The 24405-nt window shown below is 54.4% G+C and carries 23 protein-coding genes; 19 read left to right on the plus strand and 4 right to left on the minus strand.

Annotated features, from left to right (window positions below; all coding sequences use genetic code 11):
• Positions 1-14: 14 nt before the first annotated feature.
• The 5 genes from cyoB to ACMYSL_RS22325 all read left to right on the plus strand — a co-directional run bounded on the left by cyoB (position 15) and on the right by ACMYSL_RS22325 (position 4465).
• Entirely contained in the window at positions 15-2006 is a 1992-nt protein-coding gene (cyoB, locus tag ACMYSL_RS22305) for a cytochrome o ubiquinol oxidase subunit I (RefSeq protein ID WP_110273748.1), read from the plus strand.
• Positions 1996-2607, plus strand: a complete 612-nt coding sequence (locus ACMYSL_RS22310) for a cytochrome o ubiquinol oxidase subunit III (protein ID WP_110273749.1) — start codon at positions 1996-1998, stop codon at positions 2605-2607. Before cyoB ends, ACMYSL_RS22310 begins: the two co-directional genes overlap by 11 nt.
• Positions 2607-2936: a cytochrome o ubiquinol oxidase subunit IV gene (locus ACMYSL_RS22315; protein ID WP_110273750.1), complete on the plus strand. Its 330-nt coding sequence runs from the start codon at positions 2607-2609 to the stop codon at positions 2934-2936. Before ACMYSL_RS22310 ends, ACMYSL_RS22315 begins: the two co-directional genes overlap by 1 nt.
• An 11-nt stretch (positions 2937-2947) precedes the next feature.
• Positions 2948-3835, plus strand: a complete 888-nt coding sequence (cyoE, locus tag ACMYSL_RS22320; RefSeq protein ID WP_110273751.1) for a heme o synthase — start codon at positions 2948-2950, stop codon at positions 3833-3835.
• 297 nt (positions 3836-4132) lie between these two features.
• Positions 4133-4465, plus strand: coding sequence for a hypothetical protein (locus ACMYSL_RS22325; RefSeq protein ID WP_182236740.1), 333 nt, complete (start codon positions 4133-4135; stop codon positions 4463-4465).
• A 48-nt stretch (positions 4466-4513) separates the two neighbouring features.
• Here ACMYSL_RS22325 and ACMYSL_RS22330 read toward each other — a convergent pair whose 3' ends face one another.
• Positions 4514-5272, minus strand: a complete 759-nt coding sequence (locus tag ACMYSL_RS22330; protein WP_182236738.1) for an IclR family transcriptional regulator domain-containing protein — start codon at positions 5270-5272, stop codon at positions 4514-4516.
• 153 nt (positions 5273-5425) lie between these two features.
• Here ACMYSL_RS22330 and ACMYSL_RS22335 point away from each other — a divergent pair, with 153 nt between their 5' ends.
• From ACMYSL_RS22335 to ACMYSL_RS22375, 9 genes are all read left to right on the plus strand, one after another.
• Positions 5426-6247 carry a shikimate dehydrogenase family protein gene (locus tag ACMYSL_RS22335; protein ID WP_304256589.1) on the plus strand — a complete coding sequence of 274 codons (822 nt, stop codon included), beginning with the start codon at positions 5426-5428 and terminating at the stop codon, positions 6245-6247.
• Positions 6244-7920, plus strand: coding sequence for an FAD-dependent oxidoreductase (locus ACMYSL_RS22340; protein WP_434659976.1), 1677 nt, complete (start codon positions 6244-6246; stop codon positions 7918-7920). Before ACMYSL_RS22335 ends, ACMYSL_RS22340 begins: the two co-directional genes overlap by 4 nt.
• A 13-nt stretch (positions 7921-7933) precedes the next feature.
• Positions 7934-8254, plus strand: a complete 321-nt coding sequence (locus ACMYSL_RS22345; protein ID WP_004099512.1) for an NIPSNAP family protein — start codon at positions 7934-7936, stop codon at positions 8252-8254.
• Between the two features lie 10 nt (positions 8255-8264).
• Positions 8265-9965 carry an FAD-dependent oxidoreductase gene (locus ACMYSL_RS22350; protein WP_434659977.1) on the plus strand — a complete coding sequence of 567 codons (1701 nt, stop codon included), beginning with the start codon at positions 8265-8267 and terminating at the stop codon, positions 9963-9965.
• Between the two features lie 69 nt (positions 9966-10034).
• Entirely contained in the window at positions 10035-10853 is an 819-nt protein-coding gene (locus tag ACMYSL_RS22355) for a sugar phosphate isomerase/epimerase family protein (protein WP_434659978.1), read from the plus strand.
• Positions 10854-10863: 10 nt separating this feature from the next.
• Entirely contained in the window at positions 10864-12228 is a 1365-nt protein-coding gene (locus ACMYSL_RS22360) for an MFS transporter (protein ID WP_434659979.1), read from the plus strand.
• Between the two features lie 409 nt (positions 12229-12637).
• Positions 12638-14038, plus strand: a complete 1401-nt coding sequence (locus tag ACMYSL_RS22365) for an MFS transporter (protein WP_434659980.1) — start codon at positions 12638-12640, stop codon at positions 14036-14038.
• A gap of 98 nt (positions 14039-14136) precedes the next feature.
• Complete coding sequence (locus tag ACMYSL_RS22370) at positions 14137-15315, plus strand: Gfo/Idh/MocA family protein (RefSeq protein WP_434659981.1); 1179 nt, start codon at positions 14137-14139, stop codon at positions 15313-15315.
• 158 nt (positions 15316-15473) lie between these two features.
• Complete coding sequence (locus tag ACMYSL_RS22375) at positions 15474-16838, plus strand: MFS transporter (RefSeq protein WP_434659982.1); 1365 nt, start codon at positions 15474-15476, stop codon at positions 16836-16838.
• A 96-nt stretch (positions 16839-16934) separates the two neighbouring features.
• On the opposite strand, the gene ACMYSL_RS22380 is transcribed toward ACMYSL_RS22375, so the two are convergent.
• On the minus strand, positions 16935-17426 hold the full coding sequence (locus ACMYSL_RS22380) for a YajQ family cyclic di-GMP-binding protein (RefSeq protein WP_110273763.1): 492 nt from the start codon (positions 17424-17426) through the stop codon (positions 16935-16937).
• Positions 17427-17568: 142 nt separating this feature from the next.
• Between ACMYSL_RS22380 and panE the strand changes: the two genes are divergently transcribed.
• Both panE and yajL read left to right on the plus strand, forming a co-directional pair.
• Positions 17569-18480, plus strand: a complete 912-nt coding sequence (panE, locus tag ACMYSL_RS22385) for a 2-dehydropantoate 2-reductase (protein WP_434659983.1) — start codon at positions 17569-17571, stop codon at positions 18478-18480.
• Complete coding sequence (yajL, locus tag ACMYSL_RS22390) at positions 18443-19036, plus strand: protein deglycase YajL (protein ID WP_304256576.1); 594 nt, start codon at positions 18443-18445, stop codon at positions 19034-19036. Before panE ends, yajL begins: the two co-directional genes overlap by 38 nt.
• A gap of 26 nt (positions 19037-19062) precedes the next feature.
• Here the strand turns inward: yajL and ACMYSL_RS22395 are convergent, their stop codons facing one another.
• A complete protein-coding gene (locus ACMYSL_RS22395; protein WP_434659984.1) occupies positions 19063-19698 on the minus strand; it encodes a hypothetical protein in 636 nt (211 codons plus the stop codon).
• Between the two features lie 23 nt (positions 19699-19721).
• Positions 19722-21170, minus strand: coding sequence for a tRNA uracil 4-sulfurtransferase ThiI (gene thiI, locus ACMYSL_RS22400; RefSeq protein WP_434659985.1), 1449 nt, complete (start codon positions 21168-21170; stop codon positions 19722-19724).
• 199 nt (positions 21171-21369) lie between these two features.
• Between thiI and xseB the strand changes: the two genes are divergently transcribed.
• The 3 genes from xseB to dxs are packed head-to-tail and all read left to right on the plus strand — an operon-like array spanning position 21370 to position 24393.
• Positions 21370-21612: an exodeoxyribonuclease VII small subunit gene (gene xseB, locus ACMYSL_RS22405; protein ID WP_110273767.1), complete on the plus strand. Its 243-nt coding sequence runs from the start codon at positions 21370-21372 to the stop codon at positions 21610-21612.
• Positions 21613-22512 (plus strand): (2E,6E)-farnesyl diphosphate synthase, encoded by a 900-nt coding sequence (gene ispA / locus ACMYSL_RS22410; RefSeq protein WP_434659986.1) that lies wholly within the window; start codon positions 21613-21615, stop codon positions 22510-22512.
• Between the two features lie 18 nt (positions 22513-22530).
• A complete protein-coding gene (dxs, locus tag ACMYSL_RS22415; protein ID WP_182236714.1) occupies positions 22531-24393 on the plus strand; it encodes a 1-deoxy-D-xylulose-5-phosphate synthase in 1863 nt (620 codons plus the stop codon).
• Positions 24394-24405: the final 12 nt, after the last annotated feature.

Below are 24405 nucleotides of genomic sequence, written 5' to 3' on the forward strand. Positions count from 1 at the left end.
CGAGGAAGAAAACGATGTTCGGAAAACTTACACTGGATGCAGTGCCCTACCATGAACCCATTATTGTGGTTACGGTGGCTGCGATTATCCTTGGGGGACTGGCGCTTCTGGCGGCTATTACTTACTTCGGTAAGTGGTCCTACCTATGGAACGAGTGGCTGACTTCGGTTGACCACAAACGTCTCGGTATCATGTACGTTATCGTAGCAATCGTGATGTTGCTGCGTGGCTTTGCTGACGCCGTAATGATGCGTAGCCAGCAAGTGCTGGCCTCGGCCGGGGAAGCAGGCTTCCTGCCGCCTCACCACTACGATCAGATCTTTACCGCCCACGGCGTTATCATGATCTTCTTCGTAGCGATGCCGTTTGTTATCGGTCTGATGAACCTGGTGGTTCCACTGCAGATCGGTGCGCGCGACGTTGCCTTCCCATTCCTTAACAACCTGAGCTTCTGGTTCACCGTTGTGGGCGTGATTCTGGTTAACCTCTCTCTGGGCGTCGGTGAATTCGCGCAGACCGGTTGGTTGGCCTATCCGCCGCTATCGGGAATCGAGTACAGTCCGGGAGTCGGGGTCGATTACTGGATCTGGGCGCTTCAGCTCTCCGGTATTGGTACCACGTTAACCGGTATTAACTTCTTCGTGACGATTATCAAGATGCGTGCCCCTGGCATGACCATGTTCAAGATGCCGGTATTTACCTGGGCATCTCTGTGCGCCAACATCCTGATTATCGCCTCCTTCCCAATTCTGACCGTCACCGTCGCGCTGCTGACCCTGGACCGCTACCTGGGCACCCATTTCTTTACCAACGATATGGGTGGCAACATGATGATGTACATCAACCTGATTTGGGCCTGGGGCCACCCGGAAGTGTATATCCTGGTTCTGCCAGTATTCGGTGTCTTCTCCGAAATCGCTGCAACCTTCTCGCGTAAGCGTCTGTTTGGCTATACCTCACTGGTGTGGGCAACAGTGTGTATTACCGTTCTGTCGTTCATCGTTTGGCTGCACCACTTCTTTACTATGGGTGCGGGCGCGAACGTAAACGCCTTCTTCGGTATTACCACCATGATTATCGCCATCCCGACCGGGGTTAAGATCTTCAACTGGCTGTTTACCATGTACCAGGGCCGCATCGTCTTCAACTCTGCAATGCTGTGGACGATTGGCTTTATCGTGACCTTCTCTGTAGGTGGTATGACCGGCGTTCTGCTGGCGGTACCGGGCGCAGACTTCGTGCTGCACAACAGTCTGTTCCTGATCGCACACTTCCATAACGTCATCATCGGCGGCGTGGTGTTCGGTTGCTTCGCAGGTCTGACCTACTGGTGGCCGAAAGCCTTTGGCTTTACGCTGAACGAAACCTGGGGCAAACGCGCTTTCTGGTTGTGGATCATCGGCTTCTTCGTTGCATTTATGCCGCTGTACGTGCTGGGCTTTATGGGTATGACCCGTCGCCTGAGCCAGCAGATTGACCCGCAGTTCCACCCAATGCTGGTTGTTGCAGCTTGTGGTGCAGCGCTGATCGCCTGCGGTATTCTTTGCCAGCTGATTCAGTTCTATGTGTCCATCCGCGATCGCGAACAGAACCGCGACCTGACTGGTGACCCATGGGGCGGCCGTACTCTGGAGTGGGCAACCTCTTCTCCTCCGCCGTTCTATAACTTCGCTATTGTTCCGAACGTCCACGAGCGCGATGCGTTCTGGGAAATGAAAGAAAAAGGCGATGCGTATAAGAAACCAGCAGGCTATGAAGAGATTCATATGCCGAAAAACAGCGGCGCGGGCATCGTTATTGCTGCTTTCGCAACGGTGTTTGGTTTCGCAATGATCTGGCACATCTGGTGGATGGCGATTGCAAGCTTCGTCGGTATCCTGGTGACCTGGATTATTAAGAGCTTTGACGAGGACGTGGATTACTACGTGCCGGTTGCAGTAGTCGAAAAACTGGAAAATCAGCATTTCGATGAGATTAACAAAGCAGGGCTGAAAAATGGCAACTGATACTCTTGCGCACAACGCCCACGCGCACGAACACGGGCACCATGATACAGGACCGATGAAGGTATTCGGTTTCTGGATCTACCTGATGAGCGACTGCATTATCTTCGCCACTCTGTTCGCAACCTATGCCGTTCTGGTGAACGGCACCGCGGGCGGCCCGACAGGTAAAGATATTTTCGAACTGCCGTTCGTTCTGGTTGAAACCGCTCTGCTGCTGTTCAGCTCCATCACCTACGGCATGGCGGCGATCGCCATGTACAAAAACAACAAGAGCCAGGTGGTTTCCTGGCTGGCGCTGACCTTCCTCTTCGGGGCAGGGTTCATCGCGATGGAAATCTATGAATTCCATCACCTGATTGTTGAAGGTATGGGCCCGGATCGCAGCGGATTCCTGTCAGCATTCTTCGCGCTGGTCGGCACCCACGGTCTGCACGTGACCTCGGGTCTTATCTGGATGGCGGTGCTGATGGTACAGGTTTCACGTCGCGGCCTGACCAGCACTAACCGCACCCGTATCATGTGCCTGAGCCTGTTCTGGCACTTCCTGGACGTAGTGTGGATCTGCGTGTTCTCTGTAGTCTATCTGATGGGGGCAATGTAATGAGTCATTCTAGCGATCATAACGGCGCTTCTCACGGCAGCGTAAAGAGCTATATGACAGGTTTTATCCTGTCGATCATTCTGACGGTTATTCCGTTTGCTATGGTTATGAGTGGCTCCGCATCGCATGCGGTTATTCTGGGAACCATCCTGATTACTGCAGTTGTGCAGATTGTGGTACATCTCGTGTACTTCCTGCACATGAACAGTAAGTCGGACGAAGGTTGGAACCTGACCGCATTTATCTTCACCGTAATCATCATTGCTATCGTAGTTGTCGGCTCCATCTGGATTATGTGGAACCTGAACTACAACATGATGATGCACTAAGAGCGGCGAGTATGTTTAAGCAATACCTGCAAGTAACGAAACCAGGCATCATTTTTGGCAACCTGATCTCCGTGATCGGCGGTTTCCTGCTGGCCTCCAAAGGCCACATCGACTATCCGCTGTTCATCTGGACGCTCCTTGGAGTCTCCCTGGTGGTCGCCTCGGGTTGTGTTTTCAACAACTATATCGACCGTGATATCGACAGAAAGATGGAACGGACGAAAAACCGGGTGCTGGTCAAAGGGCTGATCTCGCCAAAAACGTCGCTGGTATACGCCACCCTGCTGGGTATTGCTGGCTTCATGCTCCTGTGGTTTGGCGCTAACCCATTGGCCTGCTGGCTGGGAGTGATGGGGTTTGTCGTTTATGTCGGCGTTTACAGCCTGTACATGAAGCGCCACTCCGTCTACGGCACGCTGATTGGTTCTCTCTCCGGCGCTGCGCCGCCGGTGATTGGCTACTGCGCGGTGACCGGTGACTTTGACAGCGGTGCCGCCATTCTGCTGGCTATTTTCAGCCTGTGGCAGATGCCTCACTCTTACGCCATCGCGATTTTCCGCTTCAAGGATTATCAGGCGGCGAATATTCCGGTTCTGCCGGTAGTGAAAGGCATTTCAGTGGCTAAAAACCATATCACCGTTTACATCATCGCTTTCGCCGTCGCGACGCTGATGCTCTCTCTGGGCGGCTACGCTGGATATAAATATCTGGTTGTCGCTGCGGCAGTGAGCGTCTGGTGGCTTGGGATGGCGCTGCGCGGTTATAAAGTGGTGGATGATAAAGTCTGGGCGCGCAAGCTGTTCGTCTTTTCCATCGTTGCCATTACCGCGCTATCAGTGATGATGTCCGTTGACTTCATGGTGCCAGATTCACATAACCTGCTGACGATGGTCAGATAAGACCACATTTAGCAACCGCTCAACAGCCTCCGCTCGCAAGACCGGAGGTTGTTTTTTTGTCCGCCAGTCTGACTCCCCCTCTCCTACCTGAATTCACTTCAGATGAAAAATCACCGACATCATTTCATATCCGGTAAAACCATCATTAGTCGTTCGCTCATTAGGTTCACATAAAAATAATAAATAAATCAGTATCATGCTTAAGTCTCTGGCTGGTTTGCCTTTATTTAACGGTGTTAGTCTTTCACGGTGAGCGAGTGGCTCACTTATCGCAATCCGTTTTATAAGGGAATAAAAATGAAAGAGTTAACATTCAGCGAAATGGAATATGTTTCAGGTGGTTTTAATCTGATGAACGCTGCCACCGGCTTTACGAATTTTGTAGTGAACTCCGGGCTGGGGTTTGGATCGTTTGTTGCCACCTCGGGTGCTGCCTTCGCCAACTTCGTCATTGACAGCGCGGTAGAGTTTGGCAAGTTTGTTATCGGTCAATCGAACTGGAACACCTTCGTGTCAGCCGGTTCGAACAACTGGAATGGCTTTGTGAACACCGCGGCAAATAGCTGGTCAAATTTCGTCAATAACGCGGGAGCTGACTGGAACAGCTTTATCGACGGCGCTAACGCGTAATAGTACAACGGGCAGGTGCTGAAACCTGCCCAACGCTCCTCGCAGTCATTACCCCACCAGCATCGCCTGGGCGCTGTACAGCAAATCAAGATGGTCTCGACACAATGCCTCAAGGGAAGTACGCGACAGATGGCTGGTTAAGCTCAGCGCTCCCCAGTAAGTCCCCTCTCTGTCAGACAACGGTACCGCCAGCACCAGCATGCCTATTTCAAACTCCTGCTCAATAGAGGCATATCCCTGGCGACGAACCAGGGCGATTTTCTCCATCAGCGCCGCGACGTCCGTCACCGTATACGGCGTTCGCTGCTCGCGCCTAATCCGCTGCAATACGGCTTCGCATTCAGCTTCCGGCAACGAAGCCAGCCACAGCCGCCCTCCGGCAGTACAGTAAATCGGCACCCTCTCCCCCAGACGCACGGAGGTCGAGTTAAACGGCGTATGTTTGCTGCGAGCGATGTACACCAGTTCATCATCATCAATCACGCCGACCGAGGCATGTTCTTCGGTTCGGCTGGCAATGTACTCAACAATTGGCCTTACCATGCGCGGGAACTGTGCTGAATCAACATACGCCTGCCCCAGACGTAACGCTTTGGGCGTTAGCCAGTAATAGCGTCCGTCAGTCTGCAAATAGCGATCGTGCAGCAGTGTGAGAAGAAACCGCCGCGCCGCGCTTTGCGTCAGCCCACTCATTTTCGCCGCCTGCGGTACGGTGAGCCTTGGAAACTCTTTAGAGAACAGCTGAATCAACGCCAGTCCTTTTTGCAGGCCGACGATCAGATCGCGGGAATGTATTTCGTTTTGCATAGTTGTTCACACTTTCGCAACAACACAATCAGTTTAGCGCGATTATCGCAGTGATGGTGCGATTAACAACCAATATGGTCGAATTCTGCGTTGCCGCTCTCAGCTTCCACTGAAATACTTTCACAACATTCATTTAACAAAATGAGGTTTGAAATGGTCAGTGGATTCACGCAGGTTGTCGCCGTTATCGGCCATCCGATTACCCAGGTTAAATCGCCGGAGAACTTCAACCGCTACTTCGCTGACCAGCAGATGGACAGCATCATGATCCCGGTCGATATCGCCCCCGACGCCGTCGCCGATTACCTGAAAACGCTACGCGGTTGGCACAACATGAGCGGCGTGCTGGTCACCGTCCCGCATAAACAGCGTGCAGCCTCGCTGGTGGATGAGCTAACGCCGCGCGCTCGTCACCTCAACGCCGTGAATGTGATCCGTAAGCTGGCAGATGGTCGTTTACAGGGCGATATGCTCGATGGCGTCGGCTTTCAACTCGCCGCTCAGGCTCATGGATTCAACGCCGCGGGTAAAAGCGCGCTTCTCTCCGGCTGCGGCGGCGTCGGCAGCGCAATTGCGTGGGGACTCTGCGAAGCAGGCATCAGCCAGTTGGCGCTTTATGACCAGAATCCGGCAACCCTTCAGTTACTACACAATCGTCTGGCAACCCATTTTCCACAGGTTCATCTCACCGAGCTGCCCGCAACGCTCGCGGACCTTGATTTAGTGGTCAACGGCTCCCCGGCGGGAATGACCGGTTTTGATCCCTTACCGCTACCGCAGGCGCTACTGGAAACGCTCCAGTCATCGACTCACGTCGCAGACGTAGTCACCGCACCGGTAATGACACCATTACTCACTTTTGCTCAACATCGCGGCTGCGTCATCCAGACCGGGCCGGAAATGGCGCTGGCACAGATGAAGCTGATGGGAGAGTTCATTGGCGCAATCCCGCATGAACAAGGAGCCGCGGCATGAAAAGCTGGGATGTCATTGTCATCGGCAGCGGCGCCGCGGGCTTTGCCGCCGCGGTGACTGCCTGCTGTAAAGGGCTGTCGGTACTGATGCTGGAAAAAGCCCCTCAGTTTGGCGGTACCTCGGCGATTTCCGGCGGTGCAGTATGGATCCACGATAGCGATCAGGCACGGAAACCGGCAAAAAACAGCCCTTCACAGGAGATTAAAACCTACCTGCATACCATTATCGGCGAACAAAACTATCGCCAGGATCTGGTCGACGCCTTTGTCACTTCCGGTCGCGAGGCGCTGGCGTTTCTGGAAAAAGAGGGAGCGGTGAAATATAGCCTGCGCCCGCTCTCGCCGGATTACTACCCGGATGAGCCCGGTGCCGTTGATGTAGGCCGGGCGCTGGAAGTGGTGGAGTATGACGGGCGGGAGCTGGGAGAGCATTTTCGCGACCTGCGCGCGCCGCCACCGGGAATGCTGTTGTTTGGCGGGATGATGGTTAACCGCGTCGATATCCAGCACTTTCTAGATATGCGTCGTTCCCTGCGTTCGCTGTCGCATTGTAGCAAGCTGCTGCTGCGCTACGGTCGCGACCGCCTGAAGCATCATCGCGGTACCCGACTGGCAATGGGCAATGCACTGATCGCCCGCATGGCGACACTCGCCTTTCGCAAAGGCATGACCCTCAAGCTCAACGTCAACGTGCTTTCGCTTACCGAACGCAACGGTGAAGTAACCGGCGTCGAAATTGAGCATGATGGTCAGAAGCAAACCCTGGAAGCCCGCTGCGGCGTGGTGCTGGCTGCCGGAGGGTTTGCCGCAGGTGAGCTGGCCGAGCAATATCGGCCCAAAACCCGCGAGCACTACACCATGTCGCCTACCGCCAACGACGGTGCCGCATTTCGCCTGGCGGCAACAGTTCACGCCTGCGAAGGCGCGAATTTATCCTCCAACTTTTTCTGGGCCCCGGTATCGGTTTTACGTCGTCCTGATGGTACTGAAGAGCGCTTTCCCCATCTCGTCACCGACCGGGCAAAGCCCGGCGTTATCGCCGTCAACCAACGTGCGGTGCGCTTCGTCAACGAATCGAACTCCTATCACCACTTTGCCAGCGCCATGCAAAGCCGGGCTGAAAATGCGCCCTGCTTTCTGATTTGCGATGCCCAGGCCATGAAGCGCTACGGCCTTGGCCTGGCGCGACCGGCCCCGGTGAATAACGATGCGCTGGTGAAAGCAGGTTATCTGCGCAAAGCCGATTCTCTTGCTGAGCTGGCGCAACAGATAGGGCTGGACCCGCAGGTGCTCAACGACACGGTGACCCGCTATAACCATGATGCCGCCGAGGGACTTGACCCTGAGTTTGCCAAAGGCGGTAACAGCTATAACCGCGCAATGGGCGATCCGAGCCACCAGCCAAACGCCTGTAACGCCCCGCTAACGAACGCGCCATTTTATGCCGTTATGCTCTATACCGGCGATCTCGGTACCTCACGCGGGCTGGTCACCACCGCCGATGCCCAGGTGGTTAATCAACAAGGCCTGCCTATTAAAGGGCTCTATGCCGTCGGCAACGATATGGATTCGATCATGGCCGGAACCTATCCCGGCCCCGGCATCACCCTCGGCCCGGCGCTAACCTTCGGCTACCTCTCAGCCAGCCATATGGCACAACAACACGCACTGTAAACTGGAGAAAACCATGATTTATGAAAAACGTACCTACACCATCAATCCGCTGAAAATGGCCGACTGGCTGGCGCTGTACAAAAGCGACGCTTACGCCGTCCAGACCGAGCACCTCGGCAAGCTGATCGGCTTTTTCTTCACCGAAATTGGCGTGGTCAATCAGGTAGTGCATATCTGGGCCTACGAGAGCCTCGACGATCGTCTGGTGCGCCGTGCACGGATGGCGCAAGACGAACGCTGGCTCACTTTCTCACGCAAGAACCGCGAGCTGGCGGCCGTCGAACGCCTGGAGTCAGTTCTCCTGCGCCCCACTGATTTTTCACCACTGCAATAAGGAGTCAGGCATGAGCGGGCAGATGAACGTGGATGTTCTGGTGGTCGGCTCCGGCGCGGCGGGTCTCTCTGCCGCCGTCACCGCCGCGCTAGGCGGTGCCAGCGTGCTGGTTGCGGAAAAAGAGTCAGTGATTGGCGGCACCAGCGCGTGGTCCGGCGGATGGCTGTGGATCCCACGCAATCCGCTGGCGCGCGAGGAAGGCATTGAAGAAGATCTCGATGAGCCGCTCACCTATCTCCGGCATGAGATGGATGGGCAACCTGCCGACGCTCGCCTGCTCACTTTCTTAAAGTACGGCCCGGAGATGATTGACTTCTTCCGACGTCACACGGTGGTACAGTTTCTATCCGGCAGCAAAATGCCGGACTTCCACAATTCGCCGGGCTATGCGCAGGGTGGGCGCTCGGTCACCGCGCAGCCTTTTGACGGGCGCTTACTCGGTGACTGGCTGCATCGACTGCGTCCGCCGTTGGAAACCATCAGCCTCGCGGGCATGGGCATCGCTGGCGGCACGGACATGGCGCATTTTTTTAACGCCACCCGCTCGCCGCGCTCAGCGATATACGCAACCCGCCGCCTGTTACGCCACGGCTGGCAGCGGCTTCGCGCCGGGCGCGGGCAACATCTGGTTAACGGCAATGCGCTGGTTGCTCGCCTGCTGCGTTCGGCGTTGGATACCGGGGTTAATTTTCAGCTTAACGCGCCGGTAGAACGGCTGCTCACTTCCGACAAAGGCATAGAGGGTGCGGTATTGCGCAGCGACGGCGGCGAGATAACGGTTCGCGCCGGGGCGGTGATCCTCGCCTGCGGTGGATTTCCTCACGACAGGCAGCGCCTGGCGCAAAATGTCCCCCACGCCGCCAGCGGCTACGGTCATTTTTCCGCTGCACCGCCAGGTAATCAGGGTGATGGCATTCGGCTCGGCGAATCAGCTGGAGGCCAGTTTGATGACTCACTCAGACACGCCATGGCATGGGCACCGGTTTCGCGCGTCACGCTCGCTAGCGGTCTGCAACTGGTATTCCCGCATCTGGTTGAACGCGCCAAGCCAGGCTTTATCGCCATTCTGCCCAACGGCAAACGCTTCGCCAACGAGGCTAACTCCTACCACGATTTTATTGCCGCTCTGCTGGATGCGACTCCACCGGGCGAAGCGCCGCAGGCGTGGCTGATAGCAGACAGTCGTGCGCTGCACCGCTATGGGTTAGGCCACGCGCGCCCCTTTCCCTTTTCACCGACAGCCTGGTTACGAACCGGCTACCTGCAAAGCGGCGAAACGCTGGAGGCCCTGGCACAGCAGTGTGCAATCGATCCGCGGCAATTAACGGAAACAGTAGCCTGCTTTAATGGCTTTGCCAACAAAGGAGAAGACGAGGATTTTCAGCGCGGCGCGTCGGCATACAACCGCGCACAGGGTGATGCCAGCCATTCCGGCCATCCGACACTCGGCGAGCTGCGCCATGCACCTTTTTATGCCGTGCGTATTCTCCCAGGTTCTCTGGGCTCCTTCAGCGGACTGCAAACTGATGAAAACGCACAGGTACTGAATGCACAACAGCAACCGATTGCTGGCCTTTACGCTATCGGCAACGATATGTCGAGCGTGATGCAGGGATTCTATCCTAGCGGCGGTATCACGCTCGGACCGGCCATGACCTTTGGCTATCTGGTCGGTAAAAAACTGGCAGTAAACATAACAAAAACAATGTAGTAAACGACATCTTACCAGGGACGGCAATACACATAACAACAACCACCTGCAACTGTACTGGAGTCCTTTATGAACATGCGAACCCTGTCACTCGCCGCGCTTACCCTACTCGACGTCCCGCCACCGGAACAGGTGCGGATCGCAGCACAAACCGGATTTACCCACGTCGGTCTGCGCCTGCTTCCTGCCACGCCCACCGACCCGGATTACGACATGCTCGGTAATACCCCTGCCGTGCGCGACACTCTGTCGGCGCTGATGGAAACAGGCATTCGCGTCTCGGACGTCGAAATTGTTCGCCTGACGCCAGATTTTTCACTCAATGCCCGTTTGCGATTATTCCTCGATACCGCCGCACGCCTGGGGGCCAGGCAGGTACTGGTCGCCGGAAATGATGAAAATCAGGCACGCAGCGCAGACAACCTGGCCAGACTCGCCGAGTCCGGCCAGGAGTATGGTTTAACCATGAATCTGGAACCGATGCCCTGGACCCATTTACGCACCATCGCCCAGGCCCAGTCGTTGATCAACGCCAGCGGTCGCTCAGATATCGGCATACTGATCGATGCTATCCATTTCTGGCGAGCGGGCGAGTCACTCTCCACGCTTGCCACGCTGCCGCAAAATTGCCTCAACTATATGCAGCTTTGCGATGCCTCGCCGCAGGCGCCCGTTGATGAACAAGAGCTTATTTACCAGGCCCGTGCAGCACGTAAAGTCCCCGGCGAAGGCGGGCTTGATCTGCGAGGTCTGATGGCGGCGCTTCCAGACACGCTGCCGGTCTCCCTGGAGGTTCCCTTAAGTGGTGACCAGGGTGCGCTGCCTGCGCTTACTCGTGCCCAGTTGCTGTTCAATGCCGCGCAGTCTTATCTGCGCCCTTGCGCATAAGGAGGATCCCATGACACAGACTCAACGCTTGGACGTCAGGGAGTTAATTAACACTAACCCGCTCAGCCGCTTCCAGAAACTGGTGGTGTTTTTAGGCTTCTGCGTGATTGCTCTGGACGGTTTTGATATCGCCATCATGGGGTTTATTGCCCCGATGCTCAAACAAGAGTGGGGAGTGAGCAATCACGAACTCGGCTTTGTGATTAGTGCCGCGCTGATCGGCCTGGCGCTTGGCGCTATCTTCTCCGGCCCGCTTGCCGACTGGCTGGGGCGGAAAAAAATCATCATCAATAGCGTCTTTTTCTTCGGTTTCTGGACCATTGCCACCGCCTTTTCACAAAACATTGAGCAGATGATGTTCTTTCGTTTTATGACCGGACTGGGATTGGGTGCCGCGATGCCGAATATCGGTACTCTCGTGTCGGAATACGCCCCGGAACGCCAGCGCTCGTTTCTTATCACAGTCATTTTTTGTGGTTTCACTTTTGGCGCGGCGGCAGGCGGTTTCTCCGCATCATGGCTGATCCCACAGTTTGGCTGGCATTCGCTGATGATGCTTGGCGGCATTCTTCCGGTACTATTCGCTCCGGTACTTATTTGGCTTTTACCTGAATCGGTGCGCTTTCTGGTGGTTAAGCGCGCACCGGCCGAACGTATTCGGACAGTTTTGCAGCGTCTCTACCCCGGGCAAATCGCCGATGATGCCCAGTTTACCTTCCCGACACAGCCCGTGAATGGTAACGCGATGCGTATCGTGCTCTCCCGCCAGTACCGATTCGGATCGCTGATGCTGTGGCTGGTCTACTTTATGGGGCTGTTTCTGGTCTATCTCCTCGGCAGCTGGCTGCCGACGCTGGTCAAAGAGGTCGGCCTGACGGTCAGCCAGGCGGCGGTCATGACGGCGATGTATCAGGCGGGCGGAACCATTGGTTCGCTGTTTGCAGGCTGGCTGATGGACCGGATCAACCCGCATCGGGCGCTCGGGCTGATTTACGCGGTCGGCGGACTGTTCACAATGGCAATGGGCTATGCGGCGGCAAGCTTTGCGCTCATCTGCCTGCTGGCGTTTATCAGCGGAGCCTGCCTGAACGGCGCGAATACCGGTATGAACGCGCTCTCCGCCCGCTATTATCCGACTGAGGCACGAGCCACCGGCTCCAGTTGGATGCACGGCGTTGGCCGTATGGGCGCGATCCTTAGCGCCTTTGCCGGGGCTGAAATGCTGGCGCTGGATCTCAGTTTCGAGAGCGTATTTTTAATTCTGGGGATCCCCGCCGCGATTACTGTGGTCGGACTCACTGCCAAAGGCATTTTTGCCGCCGACTCAACGACAAAATCCACTACATCCGCAACGGCTATCAGGAGCACGCAATAAAACGTTAAGCTCAGGCAGGCACGGCCTGGCATCGTGCTTGCCTCATCAATTAAAGAAAAATAAATTTCATTTATTTATTAAATGAAAAAATATAGCCACTAGAATTATCGATTCACCTCTCATTTTTCCGCTCTAAAAGCGCCAATTCAATACAGCAAACAAATAAATAACTCATCAAAAACCTGATTAATAACCTTATCAATCAACTTAATTTAATGGTTATGAATGTAAAATCACTGACGCAATATTTTCATTTTTCGATCCCCCTCGCATATACAGAAATTAAATTTCAAATAACCATTGAAATGAAATAAATATTTCCATATGTTCTGGCTGACATTCAGGATAAGGTTGTGCCGGCGGAACTGGCACTGAGGTACTTACTTGTCCCCCGACAAAGGAATAGACCATGAGTGAACAGCAGATCCTTCTCTCCCCCGCTGCGGCGCGCGGCGATAAGCTAACCTGGACCACCCGCATTGCTTACGGCGGCGGCGATACCGCCTGCAACGTCGTTTTCGGCATGATTGGCACCGTATTAACCCTGTTCTATACCGACTACGTAGGAATCAGCATCGCCACCGTCGGTCTGGTGATGCTGATCTCCCGTCTGTTTGACGGCGTTTCCGATGTAATAATGGGTTTGATGGTCGAACGCACCAACTCCCGCTGGGGTAAATCGCGTCCCTGGCTGCTCTGGATGAGCGTTCCCTATGCCGTTTCCGCGATCCTGTTATTTACCGTTCCGCAAACCACCAGCACGCTACAGTTTCTTTATTTGCTGGTGGCTTATAACTTCTGTACCACCGTGTGCTACACCGCCATCAACCTTCCTTACGGCAGCCTTTCCGCCATGATGACTCGCGACTCATGGGAAAGGGATATGCTCAGCATCACCAGAATGTCGATGTCGCCATTCGGTCGTATTCTCGCTGTAGCTTGTACATTGCCACTGGTGAAATATTTCGGCGACGATCAGGCCGCATGGATCAAAACCATGTCTATCTGGGCTTTTCTGGCGCTGCTGTTGCTGCTGTTCTGCTTCTACAAATGTGAAGAGAAAGTCGTTATCAAAGCGCGAGAAAAACAGGGGAATATCCCTGTTAAAAAACAGCTCTCCGCGCTCTTTCGTAACCAGTACTTCTGGGCCAGCGCAATCCTGTGGACAGCACAGAGCGTTTACTACACCGTGGTTGGGATCGCGTTGCCTTACTACTGCCGCTACGTACTGGGCGACGATACCTTCTATAGCTCCATTTTCGTTTCCGAAACGGCCTGTATCATCATTTTCACCTTCCTCAGTTCCGTCCCCATCCGCAAATACGGTAAGCGCAATGTTGCATTATGCGGCATTGTGCTGGCGACCATCGGGCAGGTGCTGTTTATGTTTAACTCCGATGATTATCACTGGGCGCTGGCGAACGCGATTATTCGCGGTATTGGCTTCGCGCCGCTGAACGCCGTGCTATTCGGCTTCTGCGGCGATGCCGTTGAGTTCGGCCAGTGGAAAACTCGCGTCAGGCAAGAAGGAATGATTTTTTCCGCCGGTTCCGTCGGAACGAAGCTCGGCGCGGGTGTTGCCGCTGCGGTTATCTCCGGCCTGTTGAGTATGGCGGGCTACGTCAGCTCCAGTAGCGGCTCCGGCGTTCAGCCGCAAAGCGCTATCGACATGATTAACAACGTTTACCTCTACGGCTCTTTCTTCCTGTGGATCCTGGTCATTATTACGCTGCTGTTTTACCGGCTGGATAAGCAGTACCCGCAGATTATGCAGGAGCTGAAAGAACGCGAAGCCCGTGGAGAAATGTAAAACCTGTTCTGGAATTGCCCAGAAACCACACCTGCGCTCTAAGAGTGCGGGTACACGAACCTCTGAAATCCGTAGTATCTATAAAGGAGAGCACCATCATGTTAAACGGCATGAAACCCTTATCTCGCTCCCTGCGCTGGGGAATGGTCGGCGGCGGCGGTACCAGCCAAATTGGCTATAGCCACCGCTGCGCGGCGCTACGCGACAATGTCTTTACCCTGCTGGCCGGTGCGCTCGATATAGATGCCGAGCGCGGGCGTCAATTTGGCGAGCAGCTCGGAATCGCTCCAGAGCGTTGCTACGCCGATTATCAAACATTGTTTGCAGAAGAGGCCAAACGTCCTGACGGTATTGAGGCCGTTTCGGTGACCACGCCAAATAATACCCACTTCGCCATCACCAAAGCGGCGCTGGAAGCCGGGCTGCACGTTGTCTGTGAAAAACCGCTGTGCTTTACCGCCGATGAAGCTCGCGAACTGCTGGCGCTGAGTAAAAAGCAGAATAAAATCATCGGTGTGACCTACGGCTATGCCGGACACCAGATGATCCAGCAGGCACGTCAGATGATCGCCGAAGGGATGCTCGGTGAGATCCGCATTATTAACATGCAGTTTGCCCACGGTTTTCATAATGAAGCCGTCGAACTGCAGGCTGAATCTACCCGCTGGCGCGTGACGCCAAAATATGCGGGGCCAAGCTATGTGCTGGGGGATTTGGCAACTCACCCGCTGTTTATTGCGGAAACGATGGTGCCAAATCTCAACATCACCCGGCTGATGTGCTCACGTCAGAGCTTTGTCAAATCCCGCGCCCCGCTGGAAGATAACGCCTTTGTACTGATGGAATATAACAATGGCGCAGTCGGTTCTCTGTGGACCAGCGCAGTCAACAGCGGCGCAATGCACTCACAGAAAGTGCGCGTTATCGGGGAAAAAGCCAGTATCGAATGGTGGGATGAGCGCCCGAATCAGCTCAGCTATGAGGTACAGGGCGAACCGGCACGCGTTCTTGAGCGCGGGATGCCCTATCTGAGTCAGCAAGCGTTGGCGGACGATCGTATCGGCGGAGGCCATCCGGAAGGATTGTTCGAGGCCTGGGCTAACCTCTACCGCCGCTACGCTATCGCCATGGACGCAATGGATCGCGGCGATCGTGAGTTCCTGGAGACTTTCTGGTATCCGAACGTCGAATCCGGACTCCACGGCGTTTACTGGGTTGAACAGTGCGTTAAATCCGCCGATGCAGGCGGTCAGTGGGTTGACTTCAACTGCCAATAATCTCTGCACGCCAGTGGAGGCTCCTCCACTGGTTTCTTTCTCTCTCTACCCCACCTACCTCATCATGCAACACTGCCGTAATATCTGTTAAACAAACATTTATTTACGCTTTAGGTTCCCCCCACTACACTAGTCGCAGTTTTTATATTGAGGTGGTAATGAACGATAACAAAATGACGCCAGGCGAGCTGCGCGCGACCTGGGGTTTGGGGACCGTATTCTCTCTGCGCATGCTTGGCATGTTTATGGTCCTCCCGGTTCTGACCACCTATGGCATGGCGTTACAGGGCGCAAATGAAGCACTCATTGGTCTGGCTATTGGTATCTATGGGCTGGCTCAAGCAATATTTCAGGTGCCTTTCGGCCTGCTTTCTGACCGAATTGGTCGTAAACCGCTGATCGTCGGCGGCCTGTTAATCTTCGTTATCGGCAGTATTATCGCCGCTCTATCTGACTCCATCTGGGGCATCATTCTTGGCCGCGCACTACAAGGCTCCGGCGCGATTGCCGCAGCGGTGATGGCGCTGCTTTCTGATTTAACCCGCGAGCAGAATCGTACCAAAGCCATGGCTTTTATTGGCGTCAGCTTCGGCGTCACCTTTGCTATCGCTATGGTTCTCGGGCCTATTGTTACTCATCAGCTTGGCCTGCATGCCCTGTTCTGGATGATTGCCGTCCTGGCGACGCTCGGTATTTTGCTCACTCTGTGGGTGGTGCCTAACAGCCACAATCACGTGCTGAATCGCGAGTCCGGGATGGTAAAAGGCTGCTTTCGCAAAGTGCTTGCGGAGCCAAAGCTGCTGAAGCTTAATTTCGGCATTATGTGCCTGCACATCATGCTGATGTCCACCTTCGTCGCCCTTCCGGGTCAGCTGGAGGCCGCCGGTTTCCCTGCCGCTGAGCACTGGAAAATCTATCTGGTCACCATGCTGGTCTCATTTGTCGCCGTGGTACCGTTTATTATCTACGCCGAAGTGAAGCGCAAAATGAAGCGCGTATTCATGCTGTGCGTGGCTATTTTGCTGATAGCTGAAATTGTCCTTTGGGGAGCTGGGGGATACTTCTGGGAGTTGGTGGCCGGCGTTCAACTGTTCTTCCTTGCGTTTAACCTGCTGGAAGCGCTACTGCCCTCGTTAATCAGTAAAGAATCACCTGCCGGATATAAAGGCACCGCAATGGGAATTTACTCTACTAGCCAATTCCTCGGCGTGGCAATTGGTGGGGCTCTCGGCGGTTGGGTGGATGGCTTCTTTGACTCGCAAACCGTATTCCTGCTCGGAGCATTGCTGTCTATGCTGTGGTTACTGGTAGCCAGCACCATGAGCGAGCCGCCATATGTCAGCAGTTTACGAGTAGAAATTCCAGACGATGTTGTGGCCGATGCAATGTTGCAGGCGCGCTTGCAAGCTAAAGAAGGTGTAAAAGAGGCTCTGGTGGTTGCAGAAGAGCGTTCGGTATACATCAAAATCGACAGTAAATTGACTAACCGCTTTGAGGTTGAGCAGGCCATCAAAGGGGCGTAAAAAAAGCGGGGTAACCCGCTTCTGGCTGATGCTCGTGTTTAGCCGGGCAGCGATTAACGCTTTGCCCGGCCTACAAAACACAGCAATATCAATATATTAATCGCGGAAGTTTTTGAACTGGAACGGCTGGCCTAAATCACCGCCGCGCACCAGCGCCATGACCGCCTGCAGATCGTCACGCGCTTTACCTGTCACGCGAATTTCTTCGCCCTGGATCTGCGCCTGCACCTTCAGCTTGCTGTCTTTAATCAGTTTAACGATTTTCTTCTGCATCGAGCTCTCAATGCCCTGCTTCAGCTTCGCATCAACAAACCAGGTTTTACCGCTGTGCACGAACTCATCCGGCACCTCGATAGAACTGCCTTCAATTCCGCGTTTTAGCAGCTTGGCGCGCAGAATATCCAGCAGCTGATTAATCTGGAAATCAGATTCGCTGAGGACCTTGATGGTCTCGTTTTTTTCGTTCAGCTCAAAGCTCGCTTCAACGTTACGAAAATCGAAACGCGACTCAACTTCACGGGTTGCGTTCTCTACAGCGTTTCGAACTTCCTGAAGATCGACTTCAGAGACAATATCGAAAGATGGCATCTTTTCCTCTCCTTCCGTTTCTTTTGCGTTGCATAATACCCACAACGCGACATAACTCAACTTGTTATCCCGAAAGGATAACTGATAACGCTATACTTTAGCCATGAGCACCTGATGCTGCACTTACAGGTGAGGAGGAATAATGAAAGTAACCGTACTCGGATGCGGTGCACTGGGACAGTTATGGCTAACTGCGCTGTACAAACACGGACATGAAGTCCAGGGCTGGTTACGCGTCCCACAGCCATTCTGTAGTGTTAATGTGATTGAAACCGACGGTAGCGTGTTTAATGAATCATTCACCGCTAACGATCCTGATTTTCTCGCCAGCAGCGACCTGCTGCTGGTGACGCTCAAGGCCTGGCAGGTCTCCAATGCGGTGAAAAATCTCAGCGAAATCCTACCTGTTTCATCACCTATCTTATTAATGCATAACGGCATGGGTACCGTTGATGAGCTTAAGAGCGTCAAACAGCCGCTGCTGATGGCCTCGACCACCCAGGCAGCCCGACGCGATGGCAACGTTATCGTCCACGTTGCCAACGGTACCAGCCATATTGGCCCGGCAAAAGTTTATCCGCAGGACTACAGTCACCTTGCCGATGTCTTACAGGGCGTGCTGCCCGACGTCGCCTGGCATAACAATATTTATCCCGCAACCTGGAGTAAGCTGGCGGTAAATTGCGTCATTAACCCGCTAACGGCGTTAAAAAATTGCCAGAACGGTGAATTACGTAAATATCCGCAAGAGGTTGCCGATATCTGTTATGAAGTCGCCGCGGTCATGGAACGTGAAGGGATGCATACCTCGCCGGAAAACCTGTTATTCTATATTCATCAGGTCATTGAAAGTACGGCAGAAAATACATCCTCAATGCTGCAGGATATTCTCGCTCAGCGTCATACGGAAATCGATTATATCACCGGTTTTTTACTCAAACGCGCCCGTGCCCACGGCATAGCCGTACCGGAAAATGCCCGCCTATTTGAACAGGTTAAGCGTAAGGAGAATGAATATGAGCGCGTCGGCACTGATTTGCCTCGCCCCTGGTAGCGAAGAGACCGAAGCGGTCACCACCATCGATTTACTCGTTCGCGGCGGCGTAAAAGTCACTACAGCAAGCGTCGCCAGCGATGGTAACCTGACGATCGTTTGTTCGCGCGGCGTCAAACTGCTGGCAGATGCGCCGCTGGTCGAAGTTGCCGACGGCGATTTTGACATCATCGTTCTGCCTGGCGGGATTAAAGGTGCAGAGTGCTTCCGCGATAGCCCGCTGCTGGTAGAAACGGTACGCCAGTTTCATCTTTCCGGGCGTATTGTCGCGGCGATCTGCGCCGCGGCGGCCACCGTGCTGGTACCGCATAACCTCTTCCCAATCGGCAATATGACCGGTTTTCCCACGCTGAAAGAGCAAATCCCCACCGAACAATGGCAAGACAAACGCGTCGTCTGGGACCCGCGGGTTAACCTGCTCACCAGTCAGGGGCCGGGAACATCAATTGATTTCGCACTGAAGATCATTGATTTGCTGGTTGGGCGTGAAAAAGCCCATGAAGTCGCATCACAGTTGGTGATGGCGGCGGGAATTTATAATTACTACGAAGCTTGAGAAAACGGCGGATACCTCCGCCGTTACTATTGCAGGTGTTGCTCAATGCATGCAAACACCTGCGCTCGCGGATAATCATCTAAATCAGTAGGGATCCACAAAAAACCCAGTATACCCAAATCTAAATAATCCATATTCCCATGACTTTCGATCCCTTTAACTTTATTCCATGCAATAAAAGCCCGAAAATTTTGGTTAGGGTGGTCCATCCAGCGTATACCCTGTTCCGTCAGTTGCAGGCAATATCCGCTGCGAATAGCATCATTCGCCACATAAAAGCTACGGTACCAACGCCTCTGAGCTCGCCGATAAAGTAACCGGATTGTCAAAATGCCGACAATGTAGCATCCCAGAAAAACGGATATCACCGCAGAATTGCGCAACCTGAAAAGATAGTCGCCGACCTCATCGCTTCTGGACCAGGCAGATAATCTGAACTGATAATGGCCATCGCTCAATGATGCGGCAAGGGCAAAAATCAGCCACATAGCGAGCGTCGTAATAAGAAATGCCGGTATGCGACCTAAACGGCGGCGACGTTCTGGCAATAACGACCGGACCAGCCTCGCTCCCCACAAGTATTGGGAGAACGACAAAGACTGCCCCGGAATATTCATACTAAACAGCACGCCATCCTGGCCTGCGGGTTGTTCAGGAATCATGCAACATCCTTGTTATCATTGATTTACGGGCGATACACCTTAACATTCTCAAAGCCCTGCTCACGCAAATACAGCGCCTGCAGGCGGCTCATGACGCCACGTTCGCACCACAGCAGCCAAGTTTTACTCTGGTCGAGATCGCCGAATTTAGTGCTCAACTTGTAGAACGGCAGGGAAACCACATCGATACCCTCTACCTTCAGCGGCCTTTCATCCTGCTCATCAACAGAACGAATATCGAGGATAACGTCGTTAGGGCCGAAACCGCTGACGGTTTCCACTTCCACCACGTCCTGTTCGGTCTGCTGGGCAATATCGCGAATATCAATGTTATTCGCTTCCGCCACCACTTTCTCAAGGATGCTGAAATCGAAGTTTTCTTCTTCCGCTTCGATCTTCGCCTTCACCGCTTTCACAGTCGGGCTCTTCGAGATAACGCCGCAGTATTCCGGCATCGTGCGGGCAAAATCTTCGGTGCCGATTTCACGCGCCAGATTAATGATGTGCTCTTTATCGTGTGAGATCAGCGGACGCAGGATCAGCGTATCAGAGACGTTGTCGATTAAGCGCAGATTAGTCAGCGTCTGGCTGGAAACCTGCCCCAGCGCTTCGCCGGTTACCAGCGCCTGCACGCCGTAGCGCTCAGCAACTTTCGACGCCGCACGGACCATCATACGTTTGAGCACGACGCCCATCTGGCCGTCGTCGACTTTCTCAAGAATTTCGCCTACCACCGGCTCGAAATTAATCGCCACAAAACGCACACGGTGGGAGCTGCCGAAGCGGTTCCACAGATAATGCGCCACCTGACGTACGCCGATTTCATGCGCAGCGCCGCCGAGATTAAAGAAGCAGTAGTGCACACGGCAGCCACGACGCATCAGCATATAGCTGGAAACGCCGGAGTCAAAACCGCCGGAAATCAGCGACAGCACGTCTTCCTGAGTACCGATGGGATAACCACCGATACCTTCATAACGCCCTTTTACCAGCAGCAGACGATCGTTTTCGATCTCCAGGTTCACCGTGATATCGGGATCAGTCAGCTTTACGCGCGCCGTTTCAATGTGCTGGTTAAGACCGCCGCCAACGTAGCGTTCCACTTCGATAGAGGTAAACTCATGCTTACCGCGACGTTTGACGCGCACACAGAAGGTCTTCCCTTCCAGCGTTTCACGCCACAGCGGCAGCGTCTGCTCGAAAATATCGTGCAGCGAGGTGAAAGGAACGTCTTCGACTTCCAGAATATGGTGAATACCCGGAATACGCGTCAGCGCATCGCGAATAGCCAGGCGCTGATTTTCATCTTTTGCCCGGACTTCGATATGATCCCAATGACGAACGACGGCAAGCGTCTCATCATAGTTTTTGAGAACGTTACGAATGTTCCCGGTTAAGATTTTAATGAAGCGCAATCGCACAGATTGGCTTTTGATGGTGATTTCCGGGAACAATTTAATGATAAACTTCATGGCGACAATAGTTCGTTGGCAAGCCCGACTGGGCTTTGAGCATAAAAAGTTGTACAGGCGCAACCGGCGTCTGCATCCAGGGCGCGGAGTATACCACTATTGGACGCTTTTCACCTGGCATTGCGCGTTATTTGATTAACCGCTCGACTTCGTTACCATATTGATAGCCATCGAGACATAACAAGAGTCTATATTCACTATGCCAAAGAAAAATGAAGCCCCGGCCAGCTTTGAAACCGCCCTGGGCGAGCTGGAGCAAATAGTCACTCGTCTGGAAAGCGGCTCACTACCGTTAGAAGACGCACTCGGCGAATTTGAGCGCGGAATACAGCTGGCCCGCCAGGGGCAGGCAAAACTGCAGCAGGCCGAACAGCGCGTACAAATTTTGCTGGCGGATAGCGAAGACGCGCCGCTCACGCCTTTTACGCCGGACGCTGAATAAATGAACTTCCCGCAACAGCTACAGGCATGCGTTGAGCAGGCCAATGAAGCGCTGCGCCGCTTTATCGCCCCGCAGCCCTTTCAGAACACTCCGCTGGTCGAAGCGATGCAGTACGGTGCATTATTAGGCGGCAAACGCCTGCGTCCATTTCTGGTTTACGCTACTGGCGACATGTTTAGCGTTAGCCGTACCACGCTGGACGCCCCCGCCGCTGCCGTCGAATGTATTCATGCTTACTCGCTGATACACGACGACCTGCCGGCCATGGATGATGACGATTTACGCCGCGGCCAGCCGACCTGCCATATTAAATTCGGCGAAGCGAACGCAATTCTTGCCGGGGACGCGCTACAAACGCTGGCGTTTTCTATACTGAGTGATGCGCCGATGCCAGAAGTCGCGGACCGCAATCGTCTGGCAATGATTTCTGAACTGGCGCAGGCTAGCGGCATCGCCGGAATGTGCGGCGGTCAGGCGCTGGATCTGGAAGCGGAAGGGCATCAGGTTGACCTGCAGGCACTGGAACGCATCCATCGCCACAAAACCGGAGCGCTCATTCGCGCGGCGGTGAGAATGGGCGCGCTAAGCGCGGGTGAACCCGGTCGCAGGGCGCTGCCAGCTCTTGATCGTTACGCAGAAAATATCGGCCTCGCCTTCCAGGTCCAGGATGACATTCTCGACGTGGTAGGGGATACTGCGACCCTTGGCAAACGTCAGGGAGCCGACCAGCAGTTGGGAAAAAGTACCTACCCCGCTCTCCTGGGACTTGAGCAAGCCCGGAAAAAGGCCCATGACCTGATTACCGACGCCCGCCAGTCGCTAAATGAGCTGGCCGCGCAATCTCTGGATACTACGGCACTGGAAGCGCTCGCGAATTACATAATTCAGCGTGATAAATAAACAATAAATGAGTCTCTGATGAGTTTTGATATTGCCAAATACCCGACCCTGGCGCTGGTGGATTCCACCCAGGAGTTGCGTTTGTTGCCGAAAGATAGCCTACCGAAACTGTGCGATGAACTGCGCCGTTATCTGCTGGACAGCGTCAGCCGTTCCAGCGGGCATTTTGCTTCTGGTCTCGGCACGGTAGAGCTAACCGTGGCGCTGCACTACGTCTATAACACGCCGTTCGACCGTCTTATCTGGGACGTCGGCCACCAGGCCTACCCGCATAAAATTCTGACCGGTCGCCGTGACAAAATCGGCACTATTCGCCAGAAAGGCGGCCTGCATCCCTTCCCGTGGCGCGGAGAAAGTGAGTATGACGTCCTGAGCGTCGGCCACTCTTCTACCTCTATCTCTGCCGGGATCGGCATCGCTATCGCCGCCGCGAAAGAAGATAAGCAGCGCCGTGCGGTCTGCGTGATCGGCGACGGGGCAATCACCGCCGGGATGGCATTTGAAGCAATGAACCACGCGGGCGATATCAAACCCGATCTGCTGGTGGTGCTCAACGACAATGAAATGTCGATTTCCGAAAATGTGGGCGCGCTAAACAACCATCTGGCGCAACTGCTTTCTGGAAAACTCTACTCCACGCTGCGCGAAGGCGGCAAAAAGGTTTTCTCTGGCGTACCGCCGATTAAAGAGCTGCTCAAACGCACCGAGGAACACATCAAAGGGATGGTGGTTCCAGGGACGCTGTTTGAAGAGCTGGGCTTTAACTACATTGGACCGGTGGACGGTCATGATGTTATCGGTCTGGTCAATACGCTGAAGAACATGCGCGACCTCAAGGGGCCGCAGTTCCTGCATATTATGACCAAAAAAGGTCGCGGCTATGAGCCAGCCGAAAAAGACCCGATAACCTTCCATGCGGTGCCTAAATTCGACCACACCAGCGGCGTGCTGCCAAAAAGCAGCGGCGGCCTCCCCTCTTACTCAAAAATCTTCGGCGACTGGCTGTGCGAAACCGCGGCCAAGGACGACAAACTGATGGCCGTTACGCCAGCGATGCGCGAAGGGTCCGGGATGGTCGAGTTTTCCAAAAAATATCCCGACCAGTATTTCGACGTAGCGATTGCTGAGCAGCACGCGGTGACCTTTGCCGCCGGGCTGGCGATTGGCGGCTACAAGCCAGTGGTCGCAATTTACTCTACCTTCCTGCAGCGCGCCTATGATCAGGTGATTCACGATGTCGCCATCCAGAAGCTGCCGGTACTGTTCGCTATCGACCGCGCGGGGATTGTCGGCGCAGATGGTCAGACCCATCAGGGCGCGTTTGATATCTCCTTCCTGCGCTGCATTCCGGATATGGTCATTATGACCCCGAGTGATGAGAATGAATGCCGCCAGATGCTCTACACCGGTTATCACTATAACGAGGGTCCGAGCGCGGTGCGCTACCCGCGTGGCTCCGGCACCGGAGCTACGTTTGAGCCGCTGACCTCACTGCCTATCGGTAAAGGCGTGGTGAAACGTGAAGGCGAGAAAATCGCAATTCTGAACTTCGGCACGTTGCTGCCGCAAGCGGCAAAAGCGGCGGAAAATCTTAACGCCACGCTGGTGGATATGCGCTTTGCCAAACCGCTGGACGAGTCGCTGGTCCTACAGCTTGCCGCAGAACATGACGTGCTGGTGACCCTGGAAGAGAACGCCATTATGGGTGGCGCGGGTAGCGGCGTGAATGAACTGCTGATGGCCCGTCGCCGTGTGGTGCCGGTGCTGAATCTGGGCCTGCCTGATTTCTTTATCCCACAAGGGACTCAGGAAGAAGTTCACGCCGAGCTCGGCCTGGATGCCGCTGGTATAGAAGCCAAAATCAATACCTGGCTAGCATAATCCCTCCTGGTG

Origin of the sequence: Klebsiella sp. MISC125 (genome assembly GCF_051131775.1) — a bacterium.
In the GTDB taxonomy this organism is placed as follows: domain Bacteria; phylum Pseudomonadota; class Gammaproteobacteria; order Enterobacterales; family Enterobacteriaceae; genus Klebsiella.